General features: G+C 63.1%; 20 protein-coding genes. 10 read left to right on the top strand and 10 right to left on the bottom strand.

The features are described from left to right. Positions 1-57: 57 nt before the first annotated feature. Together AC0L3I_RS30835 and AC0L3I_RS30830 are read left to right on the top strand one after the other, a co-directional pair. A complete protein-coding gene (locus tag AC0L3I_RS30835; RefSeq protein ID WP_473529448.1) occupies positions 58-735 on the top strand; it encodes a GntR family transcriptional regulator in 678 nt (225 codons plus the stop codon). 9 nt (positions 736-744) lie between these two features. After that, complete coding sequence (locus AC0L3I_RS30830; protein WP_473529424.1) at positions 745-1869, top strand: Gfo/Idh/MocA family protein; 1125 nt, start codon at positions 745-747, stop codon at positions 1867-1869. 194 nt (positions 1870-2063) lie between these two features. Here the strand turns inward: AC0L3I_RS30830 and AC0L3I_RS30825 are convergent, their stop codons facing one another. The 7 genes from AC0L3I_RS30825 to AC0L3I_RS30795 form a co-directional block, all read right to left on the bottom strand. Continuing rightward, positions 2064-3122, bottom strand: a complete 1059-nt coding sequence (locus AC0L3I_RS30825) for a 3-carboxy-cis,cis-muconate cycloisomerase (protein ID WP_473529423.1) — start codon at positions 3120-3122, stop codon at positions 2064-2066. Beyond that, a complete protein-coding gene (gene pcaG, locus AC0L3I_RS30820) occupies positions 3119-3733 on the bottom strand; it encodes a protocatechuate 3,4-dioxygenase subunit alpha (protein WP_192355342.1) in 615 nt (204 codons plus the stop codon). The genes AC0L3I_RS30825 and pcaG overlap by 4 nt, the downstream gene beginning before the upstream one ends. Continuing rightward, the gene (pcaH, locus tag AC0L3I_RS30815; RefSeq protein WP_473529422.1) at positions 3733-4491 is read right to left on the bottom strand and encodes a protocatechuate 3,4-dioxygenase subunit beta; all 759 of its coding nucleotides are present in this window, start codon (positions 4489-4491) and stop codon (positions 3733-3735) included. Before pcaH ends, pcaG begins: the two co-directional genes overlap by 1 nt. Further along, positions 4488-4892 carry a 4-carboxymuconolactone decarboxylase gene (gene pcaC / locus AC0L3I_RS30810; RefSeq protein ID WP_473529421.1) on the bottom strand — a complete coding sequence of 135 codons (405 nt, stop codon included), beginning with the start codon at positions 4890-4892 and terminating at the stop codon, positions 4488-4490. Before pcaC ends, pcaH begins: the two co-directional genes overlap by 4 nt. Next, positions 4889-5689 carry a 3-oxoadipate enol-lactonase gene (gene pcaD, locus AC0L3I_RS30805; RefSeq protein WP_473529447.1) on the bottom strand — a complete coding sequence of 267 codons (801 nt, stop codon included), beginning with the start codon at positions 5687-5689 and terminating at the stop codon, positions 4889-4891. The genes pcaC and pcaD overlap by 4 nt, the downstream gene beginning before the upstream one ends. A 5-nt stretch (positions 5690-5694) precedes the next feature. Next, positions 5695-7587, bottom strand: a complete 1893-nt coding sequence (locus tag AC0L3I_RS30800; protein ID WP_473529420.1) for a bifunctional sugar phosphate isomerase/epimerase/4-hydroxyphenylpyruvate dioxygenase family protein — start codon at positions 7585-7587, stop codon at positions 5695-5697. A gap of 85 nt (positions 7588-7672) precedes the next feature. Next, a complete protein-coding gene (locus AC0L3I_RS30795) occupies positions 7673-8359 on the bottom strand; it encodes a TetR/AcrR family transcriptional regulator (protein WP_473485444.1) in 687 nt (228 codons plus the stop codon). Between the two features lie 176 nt (positions 8360-8535). Here AC0L3I_RS30795 and AC0L3I_RS30790 point away from each other — a divergent pair, with 176 nt between their 5' ends. The 6 genes from AC0L3I_RS30790 to AC0L3I_RS30765 all read left to right on the top strand — a co-directional run bounded on the left by AC0L3I_RS30790 (position 8536) and on the right by AC0L3I_RS30765 (position 13656). Then, positions 8536-9444 carry a shikimate dehydrogenase gene (locus tag AC0L3I_RS30790; RefSeq protein ID WP_473529419.1) on the top strand — a complete coding sequence of 303 codons (909 nt, stop codon included), beginning with the start codon at positions 8536-8538 and terminating at the stop codon, positions 9442-9444. A gap of 48 nt (positions 9445-9492) precedes the next feature. Further along, the gene (gene dctP, locus AC0L3I_RS30785) at positions 9493-10479 is read left to right on the top strand and encodes a TRAP transporter substrate-binding protein DctP (RefSeq protein ID WP_473529418.1); all 987 of its coding nucleotides are present in this window, start codon (positions 9493-9495) and stop codon (positions 10477-10479) included. Between the two features lie 74 nt (positions 10480-10553). Next, complete coding sequence (locus tag AC0L3I_RS30780) at positions 10554-11072, top strand: TRAP transporter small permease (RefSeq protein WP_473529417.1); 519 nt, start codon at positions 10554-10556, stop codon at positions 11070-11072. Beyond that, positions 11069-12379, top strand: coding sequence for a TRAP transporter large permease (locus tag AC0L3I_RS30775; RefSeq protein WP_473485448.1), 1311 nt, complete (start codon positions 11069-11071; stop codon positions 12377-12379). Before AC0L3I_RS30780 ends, AC0L3I_RS30775 begins: the two co-directional genes overlap by 4 nt. Further along, positions 12376-12810: a type II 3-dehydroquinate dehydratase gene (locus tag AC0L3I_RS30770; protein ID WP_473529416.1), complete on the top strand. Its 435-nt coding sequence runs from the start codon at positions 12376-12378 to the stop codon at positions 12808-12810. The genes AC0L3I_RS30775 and AC0L3I_RS30770 overlap by 4 nt, the downstream gene beginning before the upstream one ends. Before the next feature lie 9 nt (positions 12811-12819). Then, entirely contained in the window at positions 12820-13656 is an 837-nt protein-coding gene (locus tag AC0L3I_RS30765; protein ID WP_473529415.1) for a 3-oxoadipate:acetyl-CoA acetyltransferase, read from the top strand. Between the two features lie 243 nt (positions 13657-13899). Here AC0L3I_RS30765 and soxR read toward each other — a convergent pair whose 3' ends face one another. Continuing rightward, positions 13900-14334, bottom strand: coding sequence for a redox-sensitive transcriptional activator SoxR (soxR, locus tag AC0L3I_RS30760; RefSeq protein ID WP_029350281.1), 435 nt, complete (start codon positions 14332-14334; stop codon positions 13900-13902). Positions 14335-14420: 86 nt separating this feature from the next. Here soxR and AC0L3I_RS30755 point away from each other — a divergent pair, with 86 nt between their 5' ends. After that, positions 14421-15143 (top strand): SDR family NAD(P)-dependent oxidoreductase, encoded by a 723-nt coding sequence (locus AC0L3I_RS30755; protein WP_473529414.1) that lies wholly within the window; start codon positions 14421-14423, stop codon positions 15141-15143. Beyond that, positions 15140-16174, top strand: a complete 1035-nt coding sequence (locus AC0L3I_RS30750; RefSeq protein ID WP_473529413.1) for an S-adenosylmethionine:tRNA ribosyltransferase-isomerase — start codon at positions 15140-15142, stop codon at positions 16172-16174. Before AC0L3I_RS30755 ends, AC0L3I_RS30750 begins: the two co-directional genes overlap by 4 nt. Positions 16175-16380: 206 nt before the next feature. Here AC0L3I_RS30750 and AC0L3I_RS30745 read toward each other — a convergent pair whose 3' ends face one another. Both AC0L3I_RS30745 and AC0L3I_RS30740 read right to left on the bottom strand, forming a co-directional pair. After that, positions 16381-16635: a nickel-binding protein gene (locus tag AC0L3I_RS30745; RefSeq protein ID WP_128180888.1), complete on the bottom strand. Its 255-nt coding sequence runs from the start codon at positions 16633-16635 to the stop codon at positions 16381-16383. 25 nt (positions 16636-16660) lie between these two features. Continuing rightward, on the bottom strand, positions 16661-19744 hold the full coding sequence (locus AC0L3I_RS30740; protein ID WP_473529412.1) for an ATP-binding protein: 3084 nt from the start codon (positions 19742-19744) through the stop codon (positions 16661-16663). Positions 19745-19825: the final 81 nt, after the last annotated feature.

Raw genomic sequence — 19825 nt, 5'->3', positions numbered from 1 at the left:
ATCAATTTTCCGTTTGGAGACAATTTGAGCACGTCCAGAAACGCCTACGCGCTTCCGATGCATCAGCAGGTCAGCGAAATGCTCATCCGCGAGATCGCGGCTGGGCGGATGATCGAGGGCGAGAAGCTTCCGCCGGAGCGCGACATGGCTGCGGACCTCGGAATAGCGGTCGGTACATTGCGCAAGGCGCTCGGCGATCTCGAGCGCAAGGGCTTGCTCAGTCGCATCCAGGGTTCCGGCAACTACGTACGTTCGCAACCCGACGTGGCCAGTGTCTATTCCATGTTCCGGCTGGAACTCCTGGAGGGAGGCGGGCTGCCGACGGCGCGCGTTCTGTCAGTCGATCGGCTGGCGAAACCGATGGACCTGCCGGTGTTCGGATCGAGCGGCGAGGCCCATAGAATAAGGCGGCTGCGGAGCCTCGGCGGCAAGCCGGCGGCGCTGGAGGAGATCTGGCTCGACGGTTCCCGTGCGGAGACGGTCGCTATCGAAGAACTGTCGGATTCGCTCTATCTTTACTACCGCAAGGCGCTCGGCATCTGGATCTTGCGTGCAGAGGATCGCGTCGGGGTCGGCCAGGTGCCGGGATGGGCGCTGCCTGAGTTCGGCCTTGCGCCGGGCGCCGCCGCCGGCTTCATCGAGCGTACCGGCTGGATGCAGGACGGCGCCAGCGCGGAGTTTTCCAGGACCTGGTTTGATCATGGCGTCGCGCGCTATGTCGCGCGGCTGCGATAGGGAACCGATATGGCGAAGCACATTTCCTACGGCATGATCGGCTGCGGCATGATGGGGCAGGAGCATCTTCGCAATATCGCGCTGCTGCCCGATGTCGGCGTCGCGGCGATCTTCGAGCCCGACGCGACGATGCGCGCCCGCGCGGCAGTCCTCACCCCGCAAGCGTCGATCGCCGGCTCGGTCGCGGAGGTGGCGGCCGATCCGCGCGTCGACTGCTTGCTCATCGCCAGTCCGAACTATGTGCATTTCGCGCAGCTAAAGGAAATCGCTGCTATCCGTGCGCTGCCTATCCTGGTCGAGAAGCCGCTTTTCACCGACCCGGTCGACGCAGCCGCGGTGAAGGCGTTCGCCACGACCTATACCGCGCCAGTCTGGGTGGCGATGGAATACCGCTATATGCCGCCGGTCGCTCGATTCATCGAGCAGGCGCAGAACGCCACCGGCGGCATCCGGATGCTGACAATCCGCGAACATCGCTATCCGTTCCTGGACAAGGTGGCCCACTGGAACCGCTTCAACCGTCGATCGGGAGGCACGTTCGTCGAAAAATGCTGCCATTTCTTCGATCTCATGCGGCTGATTCTGAAATCGGAACCGGTAAGGATCATGGCGTCGGCCGGACAGGAAGTGAACCATCTCAACGAACGTTATGATGGCGAGACACCCGATATCTGGGATTGCGGCTACGTCCTGGTCGATTTCGCCAGCGGCGCGCGCGCCATGCTGGAACTATGCATGTATGCAGAGGGCAGCCGCTATCAGGAGGAGATCAGTGCCGTCGGTGCGCGAGGTAAAGTCGAATGCCTGGTGCCGGGTCCCGGCCGCTTCTGGCCAACTCATCTCGGCGCGGCGCCGACGCCGCAGTTGATCGTCAGCCCGCGCTTTCCGCAGGGACCGTACACCGTCGAGATCCCGGTCGACCCGCAATTGTTGACGGCTGGCGATCACAACGGCTCGACTTTCTATCAGCATCAGCGGTTCTGCACCGCCCTACGAGGCGAGGGGCGGGTTGAGGTGACGCTGGACGATGGCTGGAAGGCTGTCGCCATGGGTATGGCCGCACAATTGTCGGCAAACCAGGGCACGGCCATTTCCAACCCGCTCGATGCCTGCGAGAGCGCTCAGTGGGGCTGATGGTAGCTCGGGTGACCGCTTGATCTTACTGACCAAGTGGTAGCGGAGACGGCTAAATCGCAAGATCCACGCGTGAGCCGCCTAAAGCATTTTGCAGCCAAGTGGAATCACTTGGCGTCGCAGAAAATGCGGCTAAAACAAATAGATAGAGCGGGATGCCTAGTTCAATTTGAACGCATCCCGCTCTAGTGGGATCAGTCAACCTTGCCTCCGATTGCCGCTATGGTTCGGACCAGCCTGTGCGCGACACAGGTCGATGCTCCAGCCGCCATGAGCATCTGCGGCAAGATCAACCATTCCAGCGTCCAGGCTGCACCAGAGCGCTCTTGCTCATGGATCAGCGTATGATGCATTCCCGACAATTGGACTGCGTTGTAGCGGGCAAGCGTCACCAGCATCTCGGCGTCGATGGGATTGCGCTTGTGCGCCATGGCGGACGATGAACCGCCGCCCGCCCGTTGCAGCTCGTCGCCTGCCTGCGCCATCAGCGCAATGTCCTGCCCGAACTTGCCGAGGCCGCCCGTCACAAGCGACAGCCAGTTGGCCAGCTCAGCGATGCGGTCGCGCTGGCTGTGCCATTGCGGCGCGTCGCCAAGGCTTAGCCGCCGGGCCAGCGCGGCACGGATGGCGGCGCCCTTGGCTGCGAACTTCTCGAGTGTCCCGACGGCGCCGCCGAACTGGATGACGAGAACCGATCCTCGCACCGATTGAAGCCGCTCGTGGTGGCGCACCAGCGGTTCGCGCCAGCTTGTGACGCGGTCGGCTACGGAAATCGGAATCGCTGCCTGCATTCGGGTTCGGGCCATCAGCGGGCGATTGCCAAACCGATGGCCGAGATCGGCGAAGGCGACCACCAGAGCCGAAAGCCGTTCTTCCAACAGGTCGATACAGGCGCGAATTCTCAGGATCATGGCCGTGTCGATCACGTCCTGGCTAGTCGCACCGAAATGCACATGCTCCGAATGCGGCTCTCCCACAGCATGCCTGATCTGCCGCACGAGCTCCGGCACCATGACGCCGTCGCGCGCCGTCGCGTCCCTCAGGGCCTGGATTTCCGGCCGGAAGTTGTCGAGGACACGTCCGATTGCGCTTGCTGCAGCCGCCGGGACGATGCCGAGCGCAGCTTCTGCGTCGGCGAGCGCTTTCTCGAATTGCAGCATCGTCGCAAGTTCGGCCTCGACGCCGAGCAGCGTCGCCATCTTCTCATCGCCGAGAAGCCCGGACAGGAGGGGATTGTCGAATGCTGCGATCATATGTCGAAGAAGACCGTCTCGTTGATGCCCTGGAGATGAATGTCGAACTTATAGATGTCGCCATCGCGCGGCGCGACCAGCGTTGACACCCGCTCTCTTTGCTCAATGCGCATCAGGACGGGATCCTCGGCGTTGGCGGTTTCCTCGTCGCTGAAATACATGCGGGTGTGAAGGCCAATGTTGATTCCACGCGCGACGATCCAGACCGTCAAATGCGGCGCCATCTTGCGGCCGTCGAAAAAAGGCACACGGCCGGGTTTGATGGTCTCGAACATGCATTCGCCCGTCGTCATGTCGGTGGGCAGCCGGCCCCAGCCGGTAAAATTGGGGTCGGCGGAGCCGCGCAGATCCGAGGGCGAATTGTAGATGCCGGCAGCGTCCGCCTGCCAGATCTCCACAAGCGCGTCCTTCAGCGGCGAGCCGGCGCCGTCGATCACCCGGATGTTGACCCTGATGCGTTCGCCCCTGGTCTTGTCGTTGACCATCGCGGTGCCAAGGTCGCGTTCATAGACGCCCGAAATACCGGCAAAGTTGGGCGTCAGCCCTATATGGACGTAGGGTCCCGCGGTCTGCGAGGCGCTTTCCTTCAGCCGACCGAGAGCCTGGACCATCAGCTGCCCTCGATGCGGTTTTCGAACAGCGTCGAGCGGCGGCCGCGCAGTACAATGTCGAATTTGTATGCCCGCGCATCCATCGGTATCGTTGCCTCCATATCGAGCGCGGCGGTGAGGCCTTCAATAGCGCGGCGGTCGTTGATGGTCCGCACGATCGGGCACCTCCAGATCATCGGGTCGCCCTCGAAATACATCTGGGTGATCAAGCGCTGCGCGAAGCCGTGCCCGAAAATCGAGAAATGGATGTGAGCTGGACGCCAGTCGTTGGGTCCGTTGGGCCAGGGATATGGCCCCGGCTGGATCGTGCGGAAACAATAGGAGCCATCCTTGCCGGTGATGGTGCGGCCGCAGCCGCCGAAGTTCGGATCGAGTGGCGCGAGATAAGTCTCCTTCTTGTGTCGATAGCGTCCGCCGGCGTTGGCCTGCCATACCTCCAGCAGCGCACCGGCGACGCCGATGCCGCGCTCGTCGAGTACGCGGCCATAGACGAGGATGCGCGGCCCGATCGCGCTTTCGCCCGGCCCGGCAAAATTGTGTATGAGGTCATTGTCCAGTTCACCGAGAATATTGTGGCCGAAGACCGGCCCCGTAAGCTCCGACAGGGTGTTGTCGAGGGAAAGAAGCGGCCGTTGCGGCGAGCGCAGCACGGAAGTCTTGTAGGCTGGCGTGAAGGCCGGCGGATGCCAGTTGCGGTCGCGCTGAAAGAAGGTGCCGATTTCCGGCGTGCGGTTGGCGGGAAAGCGCGAGTTGGTCATGATTTGCCGGCTTGAGCGTCCATTTCGTCGAACGTCTTCCTGGCGATCTTCATCGCATGATTTGCCGCCGGTACCCCGGCATAGATTGCCACATGCAGCAGCGCCTCGCGTATGTCGTCGCGCGTCGCCCCGGTATTGACGCTGGCGCGGATATGCATCGCAACCTCTTCGTCCTGCTTCAGCGCGGCGAGCAGCGCGACGGTGATCATGGAACGCTCGCGCTTGGTGATGTTAGGCCGCGACCAGACGTGGCTCCATGCAGCCTCCGTGATCAGTTCCTGGAAAGGAATGTCGAATTCGGTCTTGGCCGCCTCTGCGCGGTCGACATGGGCGTCACCCAGCACCGAACGGCGCGTCGCCATCCCTTCGACGTATCGGTCTCCGCGTTGTGACTTGCTCATTTGCGCTCTCTTCGCATGTCGTTCAGGAAGCCACGGATCAGCCCGGCGAGCCTTTCCGGCTGCTCGACGCATGGGATGTGGCCCGCACCGGCAATGACCTCGAACCGTGCGGCGGGGATTGAGCGGGCCAGCGATTCCACCAGTTCAGGCGGCGTCGATCCGTCCTGATCGCCGACAATGCAGAGTGTCGGCACTTTGATCGCGGCGGTCGTAGCGGTGAAATCGGCGTCGCGGATAGCCGCGCAGGCAGCAGCGTAGCCGGCCGGATCCTGGCGCGTCAGCATCGTTTTATAACCCGCCAGTTCCTCGCCGCGATTCTTATGGAAATCCGGTGTGAACCATTTTCGCATCACGTCGTCGGCAAAGCTCGCGATGCCCTCCGACAGGGCCGCGTTGATGCGCCCGTTCCACATCTCGGCCGTACCGATTTTCGCTGCCGTATCGCATAGGATCAACCCCTCGATCAAATCCGACCGCGTCTTGTAAAGGCATTGCGCAATGACGCCGCCGATCGAAAGCCCGCAGATCACCGCGCGCTTTACGCCAAGATGGTCGAGCAGCCCTGCAAGGTCCGTCGCATGGGTCTCGATTGTTTGCGGCGCGCCACCCAGTTCGCTCAGGCCGTGTCCGCGTTTGTCAAACGCAACGAACGTACAGTCGTCGGCGAGCCTTCGCTCGACCTCGTTCCAGATGCGCATATCCGTGCCGAGCGAGTTCGCGAAGACGACCGTCGGCCTGCCGGCTGTGGGACGATGCCGGTAGTGGATCGTCGCGCCATTAATGCGAGCAAAGTTCATACCCGTCATACCTTTGGCATTCCTTTGGGCCGCATCAGCCGTTTTTGCGCGGCGATGCGGAATGGTGCGTTCGGCGCACCATATCCTGCATAAGCGCCGCGCCGTTCAACGAACTCGATAATGAACCCCTCTCCGAAAGTCGGCGCATAGAGCTGGAAAAATTCGCCGTTGTCGTCGCGGTCATAAAGGATGTTGGCTGAGCGTAACCGATCGGCGACCTCCGGATCCAAACCGAAGCGCGCTTCTACGTCGTCGTAGTAGTTCATCGATATCTGAAGTGGTTCGAAGCCGTTGGCCTGCAGCTTCGCCGCCGTCGCAAAGATGTCATCCGTTGCGAATGCCAGATGCTGGACGCCGGAACCAAAGGTTTCTGCGATGAAATGGCCGGCCAGCGTGCGGTGACTCTCGGCGCCGTTCAGCGTCAGGCGGAAGCGCTTGTCCAGACCTTCGATCACCTGGCTGCGCACGAGGCCGGCCGGATCGACGATGTCGACCATAGGGGTCTTGGCCGTCCTGAAGATCGAGACATAGAACAGCAGCCAGCTCGGCATCTCCTCCTGTGCCATCGTCTGCCCGACATGATCGATGCGGGTGAGGCCGACGCCATTGCCGGAACTTGCCGACGTGACCGGCGTGAACTCTATATCCCAGACCTTCGCCAGGTCGGTCTTGGCATCGAGGAAGTAGATCAGTCCGCCGCCGACGCCGCGGATCGCCGGGATCGACAACTCGCCGGGCCCGACCCGCTGGTGAAAGATCTCCGCGCCCAGCGCCTCGGCGCGCGCAACCGTGGCGGCGGCGTCCTCGACCTTCAGGCCCATCGCGTATGCCGACGTGCCATGGACAACAAAGGAAGAATGGGCAAAGCCCTGCCGCTCGGTATTGATGACAATGTTGATCTCGCCCTGGCGGTAGAGCGTGACGTCCTTCGAGACGTGCCGACCGGCCTCGACAAAGCCGAGCATGCGCAACAGCGATCCAAGCTGTCCAGCGTCCTGGCGATCGGCCGCGAACTCGATGAACTCGACCCCTCCAACCCCGATGCGGTCGGGCATGGGCGGGATGGCCATCTCAAGTGCCGGTTCTTCGCGCCGCACCTGATCCATCAACCATACGAGCGAACGCCGTCCGTCGACGGAGATCGCCTTTGCCGACCCGCCACGGAACTGGTCGTTGAAAATCTCGAGCGACAGATAGCCGTCATAACCGGTTGCTGCGACCGCCTGCATGAACTGTCGCACCGGCAGATCGCCTTCGCCTGGCATGTTGCGGAAGTGCCGGCTCCAATAGAGCAAGTCCATTTCGATCAGCGGCGCGTCGGCGAGTTGGACAATGAAGATCTTGTCAGCGGGTATCGAACGGATGGAGCCGAGTTCAATCCTGCGGGCCAGCGTGTGGAAGGAATCGAGAACCAGCCCGACGTTCGGATGGTCAGTCCTGCGCACGATTTCCCACGCATCGCGATGATCGTTGACGTGACGCCCCCAGGCCAATGCCTCGTAGCCGACGCGCAGACCGCGCTTGGCGGCGCGCTCGCCAAGCTCGTGAAAATCCATGGCCGCCCGGTCGATCCCGCCAAGCGAGACCGGCGACACCGACGAGCATACCAGCATCAGGTCGGTGCCGAGTTCCTGCATGACGTCGAACTTGCGCTCGGCACGATCAAAGGCGCGGTTGCGCTGGGGCTCCGGCAAACCCTCAAAATCCCTGAACGGCTGGAAGAGCGTTATGGTCAGACCTGCGTCACCAGCCATTCGGCCGACGTCGCGGGGTGAGCCGTCAAAGGCGAGGAAATCGTTCTCGAAGATTTCAACGCCGTCGAAGCCCGCGGCGGAAATTGCCGCGAATTTCTCCGCCAGGTCACCGGCGATCGACACCGTCGCGATCGAAGTCTTCAAACGCGCCTCCTCCCTGGTTTGTTGTGAACGAACCAGTTCGTACATAACTAAGGCAACACTGGCAGCACCGCAAGTTTCGGCGCGCTCAGCGTTCTGCGGGAGCTTCGTCCTTCGCGACAAAACGCAACAGCATCTCCACGCTGTTGCGTTTGAGCCGCTCGAGTTGTGCCGGCGCACCGAAGTCGCGTCCGAAGATCATCGAAAAGGTGGTGCGGTTGGAGACGTTGAAGAAGCACAGCGCGCTTACTTGCCAATGGAGTTCGACCGCGTCGAGTCCCGGCCGGAAGACCCCCTCTTCGACACCGCGTGAATAGATGCGAGAGATATGGTCGATCGCAGTCACGTTCAGTTCGCGGATCGCATCCGATTGTTCGAGGTATTGGCCGTGATGGATGTTCTCGATCATCACCATGCGGATGAATTCCTCGTGTCGGTGATGGTGGTCGAACGTGAACTCCACTAGGCGTGCCAGTGCCGCCACGGGGGGCAGGCCTTCGATATCAAGTTGAGCCTCGCCCTCGCGCACCTGGCGATACGCGTTCTCGAGCGCGCGCAGGTAGAGGCCTTCCTTGTCGCCGAAGTAGTAGTAGATCATGCGCTTGCTGAAGCGTGTGCGCGCTGCAATCTCGTCTATGCGCGCGCCCGACAAGCCGTTGAGGGCAAACTCCTTGGAGGCGATCTCCAGGATGTTGCGGCGCGTGCCCTCAGGGTCCTGGATACGCGTCGTGCTCGCGTCCGGCTTCGGCTTTCGTTCTTTCTTGATAACGGCCATGCAGTTTGAGTTCCCGCCCCGGCGCAGCCGGCATTTGACTAAACTAACCAGTTAGTACATCATTCGCAAATCGCGACGGACTCATTTACCGGCGCGTTTAGCGTGAACACAAGGGCGATCCAGGAATTGCCGCATTTGGGCTGGGAGGCGGCCCGCCACAGGGAGGAATTTCGGAGATGGACGACAGCCTTGTCGATCTCCTTTGCCGTCTTGCGGACGAGCATAAGGGCGCCGCCAGCGGCGACAGCGAAAAGGTCGTGATTGGCCTTGTCGGACGCGGCATTCAGTCCTCGCGCACTCCCGGCATGCACGAGCGTGAAGCCCGGCGCCTCGGCATCGGCTATTCGTACCTTTTGCTCGATTTCGACCGGCTCGGATTTCCCGACGCGGCGATCGGCGACTTGATCGCGGCGGCGGAAATTGCAGGCTTTCACGGCCTCAATGTCACTCATCCGTTTAAACAGGCTGTTATGCCCGTCCTGGATGCGCTGTCGCCCGCAGCGCGCGCAATAGGCGCGGTGAATACGGTCGTCTTCGCTGGCGGACGCAAGGAAGGCCACAACACCGACAGCTGGGGTTTCGCGGAGAGTTTTCGCGAGGCGATGACAGGTGCATCGATGGGCTGCGTCGCAATGTTCGGCGCCGGCGGAGCGGGCGCCGCAGTCGCAAACGCGCTGATGGAAATGGGCGTTGGCCGGCTGTTCGTCCTCGACAGCCAACCCAGTCGCGCCTCGGATCTTGCGTCGCGCATGGGCGCCTTGTTCGGCGGTCGCGTCGAGACGTGGCCGGACCCGGCCGCAGCCGTGTGCATGGCAAACGGCATCGTCAACACGACCCCGGTGGGCATGGCGAAATACCCCGGAACACCGTTCGACACGGCTCTTCTGACAGCCGAAAAATGGGTCGCCGACATAATCTACTTTCCGACCGAAACAGAGTTGTTGGTCGCGGCCCGTACGATCGGCTGCAGAACGCTGCCGGGCATCGGCATGGCGATCTATCAGGCCGTCCGCGCGTTCGAACTCTTCACCGGGCGCAAGGCCGACCGCCGCGCCATGGCAGATCATTTCGAGGCCGCCGCATGAAGGCAATGACGCCTATAACCATATGAAGACCATAGGGAGGAAATCGACATGAAAGCTGAAATGAACCGACGCCTGTTTATGGTCGCCGCCGGCGCACTCGCCGCCGGGACCGCCGTTCCCGCCTTCGCGCAGGACAAACCGAAGCTGCGTTTCTCGGCCGTGTTCTCGGAACAGGACATCCGGGCCGAGATGATGAAAATGTTCGCCGACGCCATCAAGGACGACTTTGCCTTCGAGGGTTATTACGGCGGGAACCTGTTCAAGCAGGGCACCGAACTTGTCGCCATCCAGCGCGGCAACCTTGAGATGGGCAACGTTGCCCCGCAGGACATCTCCAAGCAGATTCCGGCGTGGTCTATCGTCACCGCCGGCTACCTGTTCCGTGACGCCGCGCACGTGAAGGGCTTCTTTGCCAGCGATGCCGGTGCGGAGCTGAAGAGGATGACCGAGGACCAGCTCGGCGTGAGGGTGCTCGGCCCCACCTATTTCGGCCTGCGCCAGGTCGGTCTGAAGCCGGACAAGGAAATCAAGACTCCCGCCGACATGGCCGGCATCAAGCTGCGTATGCCGGGTGGCGACGCCTGGCAATTCCTCGGCCAGGCGCTCGGCGCGAACCCTACGCCAATGGCATACGCCGAGGTCTATACCGGCCTGCAGACAGGCGCAATCGACGGGCAGGACAACCCGTTGCCCAACGTCGAGAACATGAAGTTCTACGAGGTCATGTCGCAGATCGTGCTCACTTCGCACCTTGTCGGTTTCGACCTTCTCAGCATCTCGAAAAAGGTATGGGACGAGATGGGGGCCGAGAAGCAGGCAAAGGTCCAGGCCGCGGCGGACAAGGCGATCGACTTCTCGACAGAGAAACACCTGACGCGCGAGAAGGAACTCGTTGAAACATTCAAGGGCAAGGGCCTGAAGATCTACGAGCCCGATGTCGCAGCATTCCGCAAGCATGTGCAGGAGCAATATCTTGCCTCCGACCTGGCCAAGGAATGGCCTGCCGGGATGGTCGACAAGATCAACGCGCTTTGACCCGACAAAACTCGCCGGCCGGTCCGCTTGCGACCGGCTGGCCGGTTTGGCCAGGCGCCCGCCAGGGAGGCATTATGAACCCGGGATTGAGAAAGGTCGGCGGCTGGCTCTACCGGCGCGCCGAGAACGCCATCGCCATCGCAATCGGCGCTATGTTCGCCGCGTTTCTGCTGCAGGTTGCTTTTCGCTACCTTCTCAACTGGCCGACCGGCTGGAGCAACGAGCTCACCGTCGTGCTCTGGATCTGGGTTGTGCTGTTCGGCGCAGCGTTCGTCGTTCGTGAAGAAGAGGAAATCCGTTTTGATCTCCTCTACGCCGCAGTCGGTCCGGACATCAGGCGGGTAATGACGCTTGCCTTCGCAATCGCTCTCGTCGCGCTCTATGGCTGGTCCTTTCCGGCCGTCTTCAGCTACGTGACCTTCATGAAGGTCGAGAGCACCGCCTACCTCAAGATACGCTTCGACTGGCTGTTCTCGATCTATCTCGTCTTCGTGGTCGCCGTGATCACCCGCTACCTGTGGCTGGCGTGGCGTGCTCTGCGCGGCGAAGCACCGGCGGAATTTGACCCCACGAAAGCGAGCTCCGGCGTATGAATCTCGCGAGTCCCTTTTCGCTGTCAGTCGTTGCGATCACAGCGCTGGCCTTGCTTGGCCTGCCGATCGGTCACTCGATGATCGCCGGGTCGATCCTCTATCTCTGGCTTGCAGGGCTCGACATGGGCACCTCCGCCGAGCAGCTCCTCAACGGGCTCTACACAAGCTACATTCTGCTTGCCGTACCGATGTTCATTCTCGCCGCGGAGTTGATGAACGCCGGGACAATGACCGACCGGCTGCTGCAATTCTGCAACGCTGTCGTCGGCCGTTTCCGCGGCGGCCTGGCGCAAGTCAACGTGCTGCAGTCGATCATCTTCGCCGGCATGTCCGGCTCGGCCATCGCCGACGCCGCGGGCACCGGCAAGATGATGCAGCAACTCATGACTAAGGATGGCAAGTACCCGGCGAGCTATGCCGCTGCGCTGACAGCCGTCACCTCCGTCATCGGCCCGATCATTCCTCCGTCAATTCCGCTGGTCATCTACGCGCTAATCTCGGATGCATCCATCGGCTACCTCTTCATTGCGGGTATCGTGCCGGGCCTTCTTCTCGCCCTGACGCAGATGATCATCGTCGCCATCGACGCGCGCCGGAAAAACTTTCCGGTCGAGAAGCCGGTGCCGCTCAGGGAACTTCCGGGGATCACCTTGCGCGCATTTCCGGCGCTGATGCTGCCGGTCGTTCTGCTGGTCGGCATAAGGGGCGGCGTGATGACCCCGACCGAGGCTGCGGCGGTTGCCGCCGGCTACGCGCTGCTCATTTCGGTCGCGATCTATCGCAGCGTGACGCCGGGTCAGCTCTACCATGCGCTTCTCAACAGCGCCCGCACCACGGCCTCGATCGGCATGCTCATCGCCGGCGCCCTGGTGTTCAACTACGTCGTCACGGTTGAGAACATTCCGCAGTCCCTGTCTGTGATCCTGCAGTCCTGGGATCTTTCGCCGATGGGTTTCCTGATCCTCGTCAACATCCTGCTGCTGATACTGGGCTGCGTGCTGGAGGGGACGACTATCCTGCTGGTGATCGTGCCGGTGTTGATTCCGACGGCGAAGGCGCTCGGCGTCGACATGGTGCATTTCGGCGTAATGGTCGTCGTCAACATCATGCTCGGGCTCGTCACCCCGCCCTACGGGTTGCTGCTGTTCATCATGACTCGTATCGCAGAGGTATCGCTGCGCGACCTGGTGCACGACGTAATGCCGTTTCTCTACGCCATGATTGCCGCCCTGATGCTGATCACCTTCTTCCCATCGCTGGTGCTGTGGCTGCCGCGCCTGCTGGGCTATCAAGGAATAGGACCATGACCAAGCCAATCTTCGTCCTCAACGGCCCAAATCTCAACCGGCTCGGCATGCGCGAGCCGGAGATCTATGGGAGGACCACACTCGCAGAAATCGAGGGGATGTGCCGCGACGCCGCCGGCGACCATCCGATCCGTTTTCACCAGTCGAACATTGAGGGCGAAATCGTCAACTGGGTCCATGACGCGATCGACGAAGGCGCGGGCATTCTGATCAATCCCGCGGGTTTGAGCTTCATTTCGATCCCGGTGCTTGATGCGCTCAAAATGTTTCCGGGCCCGATCGTCGAACTGCATATCTCGAACATCCATCGCCGGGAGGAGATCTATCATCGGTCGCTGGTATCGAAGGGCGCCACCGGCGTGATCGCCGGACTTGGCGCCGAGGGGTATCCGCTCGCGATCCGCTGGCTTATCGACCAGGTCGACCGATAGTGTATCGCCATGCCTGAACCCTGTATCATCGCCGTTGCGATCACCGGCTCGCTGCCTCGCAAGGATGACAATCCTGCGGTGCCAATCAGCGTGGCCGAACAGATCGAGTCGACCCAGGAAGCCTTTGAAGCAGGTGCGTCACTGGTGCACATCCACGTGCGCAATGACGATCAGAGTTCATCGTCTGAACCAACGCGCTTCGCTGCCGTTCAGGCGGGGGTGCGTAGGCACTGCCCCGGCATGATCGTCCAGTTCTCGACCGGCGGGCGCGGTCGCGATCCTGCCGCGCGTGGCTCGGCGCTATATCTGAAGCCGGACATGGCCTCGCTTTCGACCGGTTCGGTCAACTTCCCATCCATGGTCTACGAGAACCATCCCGCCCTGATCGGTGATCTCGCAACCGCGATGAAGGCAAATGGCGTGCTGCCGGAGATCGAGATCTTCGACCTGTCGCACCTTCACACTGCCAGGCGGCTGGCCGACGGGGGACCTATAGGTGAGCGCCCGCACATCCAGTTTGTCATGGGCGTGCAAAACGCACTGCCTGCGGAGGAGAGATTGCTCGATGTGCTCCTAAGGGAAGCGAAACTCCTGTTTCCACAATCCACCTGGACAGCGGCCGGAATAGGCCGCAACCAGACGATCGTGATGCAATGGGCGTTGGCGCGCGGAGCAGACGCAGTGCGCACCGGACTTGAGGATAATATCAGGATCACCAGGGAACGCCTGGCGCGCAGCAACGCAGAACTCGTCGAACTCGCGGCGGCCTCAGTCGAGAAGTTTGGCCGGCGTGTGGCCACCGTCAACGAGGCGCGCCAAACGCTTGGTCTGCCGTCAGGATCGTAATTCCCGGCCGCAGCTTCGCGCCGCGCTGTCGGACCTGTTGCGCCTTGGCAACGTCCTCGTCGATCCTTCAGACATCGCTATCTGCGACAAGGAGGAAGCTCGACATCCTGGCGCACCCGGACATCAATAAGGCCGGCACCGAGCATGGCAAAAAGTGCACTGTCGCCGTAATTCCGTAATTCAAACGCATCCGCGAACTGCCCATCACACGGGACAAGCGGCTCTGACAGGCACACCGCCAACTTATCCCAGCCAATACCTCGGCCCCGGCCCCTTGCGACCTGCCATATCGGCAGGGTTCGCAAGGCTACACCGGTCGATCGACAGGCAGCCGCAACCGATGCACTCGGTAAGCCCGGACCTCAGACGCTGCAACTCGGCGATGCGCTGGTCGATGCGCTTGGTCCACCGGCCCGACAAACGCGACCAATCCCGACGCGACGGCACGCGATCGGCTGGCAATTTGGCGAGCTCGGCGCCAATCTCCTCAAGCGTCAGCCCAATTCGCTGCGCGAAGACGATGAAGGCGATCCGGCGCAGCACCGAGCGCGGATAGCGCCTATGCCCCGAGCCGGCCCGCTCGGAAGCGATCAGCCCGCGCTCCTCGTAGAAACGCAATGCCGATGAGGCGACGCCGCTGCGCCGCGACACATCGGTGATGGTCAGCATGGATTCCATGCATGAACGAAAGCACAATTCCCGCTTGACTTCAAGTTAACTTGAACTTGTAGCAACGGGCAGTGCAGATTGAAGGAGCACCGGCAATGCAGACGAATATCGATCTTCAGGGACTTCGCGCGGCGGTCACGGGCGGCACGTCCGGCCTCGGACTGGCGCTTGTGCGGCAGCTTGCCGAGCAGGGTGCGTCCGTCGCCTTCGTCGCCCGCACCACCGCGGACGTCGAACGCATCGCCGACGAGACCGGCGCGCACGGGATTGTCGGTGACGTCGGCAAGAAGGAAGACATCTACCCGATCGCGTTGCAGGTCACCGCCAGCCTCGGCGGGCTCGACGTCCTGATCAACAATGCGTCGAGCCTTGGACCAGTTCCTCTGGCGCTTCTTGCCGATACCGAGTGCGAGGAGTTGGAAAAAGCGCTCGCGGTCAATCTCGTCGGCGCGTTCCGGCTGACGAAAGCCCTGTTCGGTGCGCTTGCCGCGTCCGCACGCGAGGGCCGTGGCGCGCTGGTGATCAACATCTCCAGCGACGCAGCGGTGAACGCCTATCCCGGCTGGGGCGCCTATGGCGCGAGCAAGGCCGCTCTTGCCCATCTCACGGCGATTTGGGACGAGGAGGCGAAAGCCGACGGCATCCGGCTCCTCGCGCTCGATCCCGGCGATATGGACACCCCGCTGCACGCGCTCGCACTTCCTGACGCCGATCCGGCCACCTTGAAGCGCCCCGAGCTGGCTGCTGCCGAGATCATCGAAAAGATGCTCGACGCGTTGCCGGTCAGCACAACGACTCTCGCCGGGACACGCGGATGATTGCCGCCGACCGTCCCGATCGGCGCTCCGCCAGGCTGTTGGTCGTCGAGGCAGACGGCACGATGCGCGACCTGCCGCGCGCTGGACTCGCGATGCTATTCGATCCCGGCGATCTGGTCGTCGGCAACGACGCCGCGACCTTGCCTGCCAGCTTGCACGGAACGCATGTCCCCAGCGACGAGGCTGTCGAGATTCGCCTGGCAGGTTGGCTGTCACTTCCCGATCCAACCCGCTTCGTGGCTATTGCCTTCGGCGCGGGCGATCACCGCACGCGCACGGAAGACCGGCTGCCTCCGCCGCCGCTGTCACCAGGTGACCGCCTCCGGCTCGGCCCACTGGAAGCCGTCGTAGAGCGCCTTCTCGACCATCCTCGCCTTCTCGAGCTGCGCTTCCCAGGCAACCGCACAGTGGTGCTTGCAGGCTTGGCGCGGCACGGCCGGCCGATCCAATACGCGCATGTTCCCGAACCGCTGGCCCTGTGGGATGTCTGGACGAAGATTGCCGCCGGGCCGGTCGCGTTCGAGGCGCCATCGGCAGCCTTTGCACTCGACTGGCGCACGCTCCAAGCCTGGCGTCGGCGCGGCGTCGGCTTCGCAACAGTCACGCATGCCGCGGGCGTTTCCTCCACCGGCGATCCCGCGCTCGACCTGCGCCTCCCTTTCGACGAGCCGTACCGCATCCCTGAGCGCACCGCGGCACAGGTTGCGCGGGCGAAGCTCCGCGGCGGCCGGATCATCGCGATCGGCACGAGTGTAGTGCGCGCGCTTGAGGCGGCCGCCAATCCCGCCGGGAATGTGCGTGCCGGAAATGCCATTGCGACAGGGCGCATTGCGCGGGACACGCGGCTTCACGTGGTCGATGCTATTCTCACAGGCGTCCACCAGCCCGGCGAAAGCCATTTCGAGCTCCTGCGTGCCTTTGCCGACGATGCTCTGCTCGCCAAGGCCTCGGCAGCCTTCACCGCGCACCGATACCGCACGCATGAATTCGGCGATTCCATGCTGCTCAATCGCCAACCGCTGCATCTATAGCGCGAACAGGACCGGGCCGCCTCCTCCCTGACATGCGTCCATCATCGGTCATGGAAGATTGGCGCACCGCCTCCACGGTGGCACGCCTGGACGCTGCATTCGGCGAGGCGCAGTTCGATCTGGAGATGAGCGGTTGCCTGCTGGCTAGGTTCCGACACACAACGACGGCTTGCAACTTTCACCCGTATCAGCCTGACGACTGGATCTCACGGCTCGCCCAGCACATCGGCAGCCCAGGCCCGCTCAAACCTGGCTTCGGCCTCGTGCTGGACGTTTCGAACGCTGGCGATATCAGCGGCTTCGTATTCGCAGATCATGCGCAGCCGGTCGGATGACCAGTAGCTACGGATCCAGCGGACATCGTAGAGGTCGAGGCACGGTGCCATCCGCGCCTCCACCGCGTCGAGTTCTTGCTGGGTGAACGGGGCTTCAAAAGTCCGCTCGACGATTATGCGAGGCATGGTGCTCTCCTGTTCGATGGCTCGTTCAACTCTGAAGGCCTGGCGTGGGTGCGGCCGTTGGAACGCTGCGCGCCGGTTCGGCAGGATGGCGCAAAACTGCTCGCGCCCTCGCGCTGAAATCCGCAAGCTCGATCGACGCCCGGCAATCATCGTCGATTTCCGGTGCCGAAGAACTGTTGGCGGCCGCGCTGAGCAGGGCCCTCGCAATGGCGATCTCGCAGCGCCGGCGGATCTTGGAGGCGACTGTCAGTGCCTCGCTGGCGTGGAGTCGGACTTGCTCCGTTCGGCCGGCACGACAGTAGAAACTCGCCGCGCTGTTGAGAGCGTAAGCCAGGTAGGACTTGTCGTCGGCGGCACGAAGCCGCGCCAAGGCGCTCTCCAGCGCCTCGTCGGCTGCATCATCCGCCGTCATGAGGGCAGCAAGCGCCTGCAGGGCATCGACGAAAGGCGTCTCCTCGCCAATCCGTGCGGCAACCGACCGCAGCTCCTCACAGCGGGCGCGCATGTCGGCATATCGTGCCATTTCGAAATGAAGCGTCGCCAGCCAGGTCAGGCATTTATACTCGCGCCAGCGGTCTTCGCTTCGGCGCGCCAGGGCAAGAGAGTGAGCAAGATACACGGCGGCTTGATCCTGCCGACCGTCCCATCGCTCCAGCAGCCCGCTGGCCCAATGCAGTTCGCACAACTCTGTACCAAGCGACTGCGCGATATCGCCGGCCTCCGCGATCAATTCGCGCGCGCGCGCGATTTCTGTCTCCAGCTCAAGCAGGCAGCGAGCCGTGTTGGCGAGCTGATGCGCCTGGATCTTGCGGTCAGCGTTGCGCCCTATCTCGGCCGCACGAAGCGTGCTGGCCTCGGCCTGCTCTATTTGTCCGGCCTGCTGATGGAGAATGGAAAGCAGATAGTGCCCTGTCGCCGCGGCAGCCTGCAGCCCTTGTTCCTCCGCTGCGGTGGTCGCGTCGGCGATCGCGTCTTCAATGGGAGGAAGTGATCGCAATCCGGGACCAGTCGCGGCAAGAACGCGGATCTTGAGCAGCGCAATCCGGGAAACCAGCTTCTCCGGCGCTTCCGGCAGCCGCGCGACATACCGCAGCCCTCGTTCGGCCAAGCCGGCGGCCTCGGCATTGGCGAAGAGCCGAAGGGCCCGCTCGCCGGCGACGATGCAAGCTCGTGCGGCCATCTCGTCATCCTCGGCGAGCACGGCGTGATGAACGAGATCGGCTGCGGCGTCACCGCCGCGCTCCGCCGCCGCCCGAAGCGCGCGCGCGATATGCCGGTGCAACAGCTTGCGCCTGGGATGGGACAAGCTGCGGTAGGTGACTTGCCGGACGAGGTCGTGGGTGAAGTCATAGGCGTCGCCGCCTGCCGGCCGCACCAGCCCGCGCCGCTCAAGCTCCCCCAGTGCCATCAGCAGCCCGGCAGCATCAAACGGCGCCAAGCGCGCGAGATCCTCCGGCGTGAAGGTGCGGCCATGCGCTGCAGCCCAGACCAGCGTTTCGCGCACCTGGTCGGTCAGCCCAGCCAGTTGTCCTTCTATCAGGGCTTTCACGGTACGGCCGGGGCCGGGATCTCCACGCAGGTGAGCGCGGGCAAGTTCAAGCGCAAACAGCGGATTGCCATCGCTCGCAGAGATGATTTGAGCCGCGTCGAGAGCCGGGTCGAGCCACCGGACGAGCTCTGCCGTGTGCTCGGCGCTCAACGTATCGAGCTCGATCTCCGTCAGTCGGCCATCGCGGGCGAGCGAGCGCAGCACCCGCGATACCGCGATATTGTCTTCGACTTCTCCAGAACGCGCTGCGCAGGCGATGACAAGACCGGGGGCTGCCTCGGTCCGGCGAGCAACATAGTGAAGCAGCGACGCGGACGCGTCGTCGATCCACTGGACGTCGTCGAGGGCAATACCCACCGGCTCGTCGGCGGCGAGCCCGTGAAGCACGTCGACAATGGCGTCGAACAGCTGAGTGCGATCCCCGACCCCGCCTTCGCCGCCTCCAAGCTCGGGGAGCAGCGGGCCGAGAAGCGAAGGCAATCCATGGCGCGGTCGCTGCCGCTGGACCGAGCGCAGGAGATCGATCCAGATGCCATAGGATCGCGCCGTCTCGGCTTCGAATGCGCGCGCGCTGAAGACGCGCCCGCCGGCAGCGGCCATCCGTTCGCTGAAATAGCCGAGCATGTGGCTCTTGCCGATGCCGGGCTCCCCAGTCACGAGGATGACGTCCGGGCCGCTGTCGGCTGCCATCCCGACGAGGCGATCGATGGTTGTGCGCTCGGCGTCGCGCCCAACCATGGGCCCGGAAGCCGCAGGCCGCGGAGCGTCGTCCAGGGTTCCCCTGGCTGCACCGGAAGGTGCGGCTCGGGCAACTGCGATTGGGCTCGGTCGCAGCGCCTGCCTCGCCGCCTTCAGTTCCTCGCCTGGCGGCGCGCCAAGTTCGGCTTCGAATATGCGATGCGCCCGCTCGTAATGAACGAGCGCGTCGTTGGTCCGGCCCATCTTCCCAAGCAGCCGGACCACCGCAGCATGACCGGTTTCGGATAGCGGGTCGGCCGCAACAAATGCGTAGGCATAGGGCAGGGCATCCGTCGGGACGTCTTCCAGTCGCGCGATAAGCGCGGCGAGAACCCTGAACCGGAGCTGGCTCATCGCCTCCCGCTCCGCAACGCACCATTCCTGGTAGCGGTAACAGAGCGGCAGATCGAGCCCGTCGAGGAACTCGCCTCCAAACAGCGCCACAGTCTCGGTCAGCACCTCGGTGGTCGCGGCGGCGACGCTGCTTGCGGCAAGCGAGCGCACGACCGCATGGTCGACCAGCGCATCGCCAAGCTCGATGCCGACCCGCTCGCGATCCGCCACAAGCCGAGCTCTGCTGCCGTCGCCGAGCAGCGCGCGGATCTTGCTGAGGCTCCAGCGCAACTCGGCGCGCGGATCGTCCGGTCCGTCCCAGAACAGATCGCAGAGCCGTTCACGCCGGTGCACCTGACCGGTGGCAATGAGATAGCCAAGAAGCGCGCGCGTTTTGCGGGAGGCGGGTAAAGCAAGCGCCTTCCCGTCGGCGCCGACAAGCTGGAGCTCGCCGAGCAGACGTACCCGGAGCGGGATAGGACGTTGCATTCCTGGCCTGCCTGCTCTGCCTCGAGATAATTCGACGCCGGTTTCCACGGGCGCTCCCACGATTGTCGGCAAGTTTAGCCG

The organism is Mesorhizobium sp. WSM4840, assembly GCF_055811755.1.
The sequence above is the reverse complement of the archived record's forward strand: the minus strand, read 5'-3'. Positions and strand labels throughout refer to the sequence as shown.

What these genes read in the sequence shown, in the direction of transcription:
- AC0L3I_RS30750 (WP_473529413.1), top strand. Translation starts at nt 15,140, where the DNA reads ATGATTGCCGCCGACCGTCCCGATCGGCGCTCCGCCAGGCTGTTGGTC.
- AC0L3I_RS30745 (WP_128180888.1), bottom strand. Translation starts at nt 16,635, where the DNA reads ATGCCTCGCATAATCGTCGAGCGGACTTTTGAAGCCCCGTTCACCCAG.
- AC0L3I_RS30825 (WP_473529423.1), bottom strand. Translation starts at nt 3,122, where the DNA reads ATGATCGCAGCATTCGACAATCCCCTCCTGTCCGGGCTTCTCGGCGAT.
- AC0L3I_RS30795 (WP_473485444.1), bottom strand. Translation starts at nt 8,359, where the DNA reads ATGGCCGTTATCAAGAAAGAACGAAAGCCGAAGCCGGACGCGAGCACG.
- AC0L3I_RS30835 (WP_473529448.1), top strand. Translation starts at nt 58, where the DNA reads ATGCATCAGCAGGTCAGCGAAATGCTCATCCGCGAGATCGCGGCTGGG.
- AC0L3I_RS30830 (WP_473529424.1), top strand. Translation starts at nt 745, where the DNA reads ATGGCGAAGCACATTTCCTACGGCATGATCGGCTGCGGCATGATGGGG.
- AC0L3I_RS30780 (WP_473529417.1), top strand. Translation starts at nt 10,554, where the DNA reads ATGAACCCGGGATTGAGAAAGGTCGGCGGCTGGCTCTACCGGCGCGCC.
- AC0L3I_RS30765 (WP_473529415.1), top strand. Translation starts at nt 12,820, where the DNA reads ATGCCTGAACCCTGTATCATCGCCGTTGCGATCACCGGCTCGCTGCCT.
- pcaD (WP_473529447.1), bottom strand. Translation starts at nt 5,689, where the DNA reads ATGAACTTTGCTCGCATTAATGGCGCGACGATCCACTACCGGCATCGT.
- soxR (WP_029350281.1), bottom strand. Translation starts at nt 14,334, where the DNA reads ATGGAATCCATGCTGACCATCACCGATGTGTCGCGGCGCAGCGGCGTC.
- AC0L3I_RS30775 (WP_473485448.1), top strand. Translation starts at nt 11,069, where the DNA reads ATGAATCTCGCGAGTCCCTTTTCGCTGTCAGTCGTTGCGATCACAGCG.
- AC0L3I_RS30755 (WP_473529414.1), top strand. Translation starts at nt 14,421, where the DNA reads ATGCAGACGAATATCGATCTTCAGGGACTTCGCGCGGCGGTCACGGGC.
- pcaC (WP_473529421.1), bottom strand. Translation starts at nt 4,892, where the DNA reads ATGAGCAAGTCACAACGCGGAGACCGATACGTCGAAGGGATGGCGACG.
- dctP (WP_473529418.1), top strand. Translation starts at nt 9,493, where the DNA reads ATGAAAGCTGAAATGAACCGACGCCTGTTTATGGTCGCCGCCGGCGCA.
- pcaG (WP_192355342.1), bottom strand. Translation starts at nt 3,733, where the DNA reads ATGGTCCAGGCTCTCGGTCGGCTGAAGGAAAGCGCCTCGCAGACCGCG.
- pcaH (WP_473529422.1), bottom strand. Translation starts at nt 4,491, where the DNA reads ATGACCAACTCGCGCTTTCCCGCCAACCGCACGCCGGAAATCGGCACC.
- AC0L3I_RS30790 (WP_473529419.1), top strand. Translation starts at nt 8,536, where the DNA reads ATGGACGACAGCCTTGTCGATCTCCTTTGCCGTCTTGCGGACGAGCAT.
- AC0L3I_RS30740 (WP_473529412.1), bottom strand. Translation starts at nt 19,744, where the DNA reads ATGCAACGTCCTATCCCGCTCCGGGTACGTCTGCTCGGCGAGCTCCAG.
- AC0L3I_RS30770 (WP_473529416.1), top strand. Translation starts at nt 12,376, where the DNA reads ATGACCAAGCCAATCTTCGTCCTCAACGGCCCAAATCTCAACCGGCTC.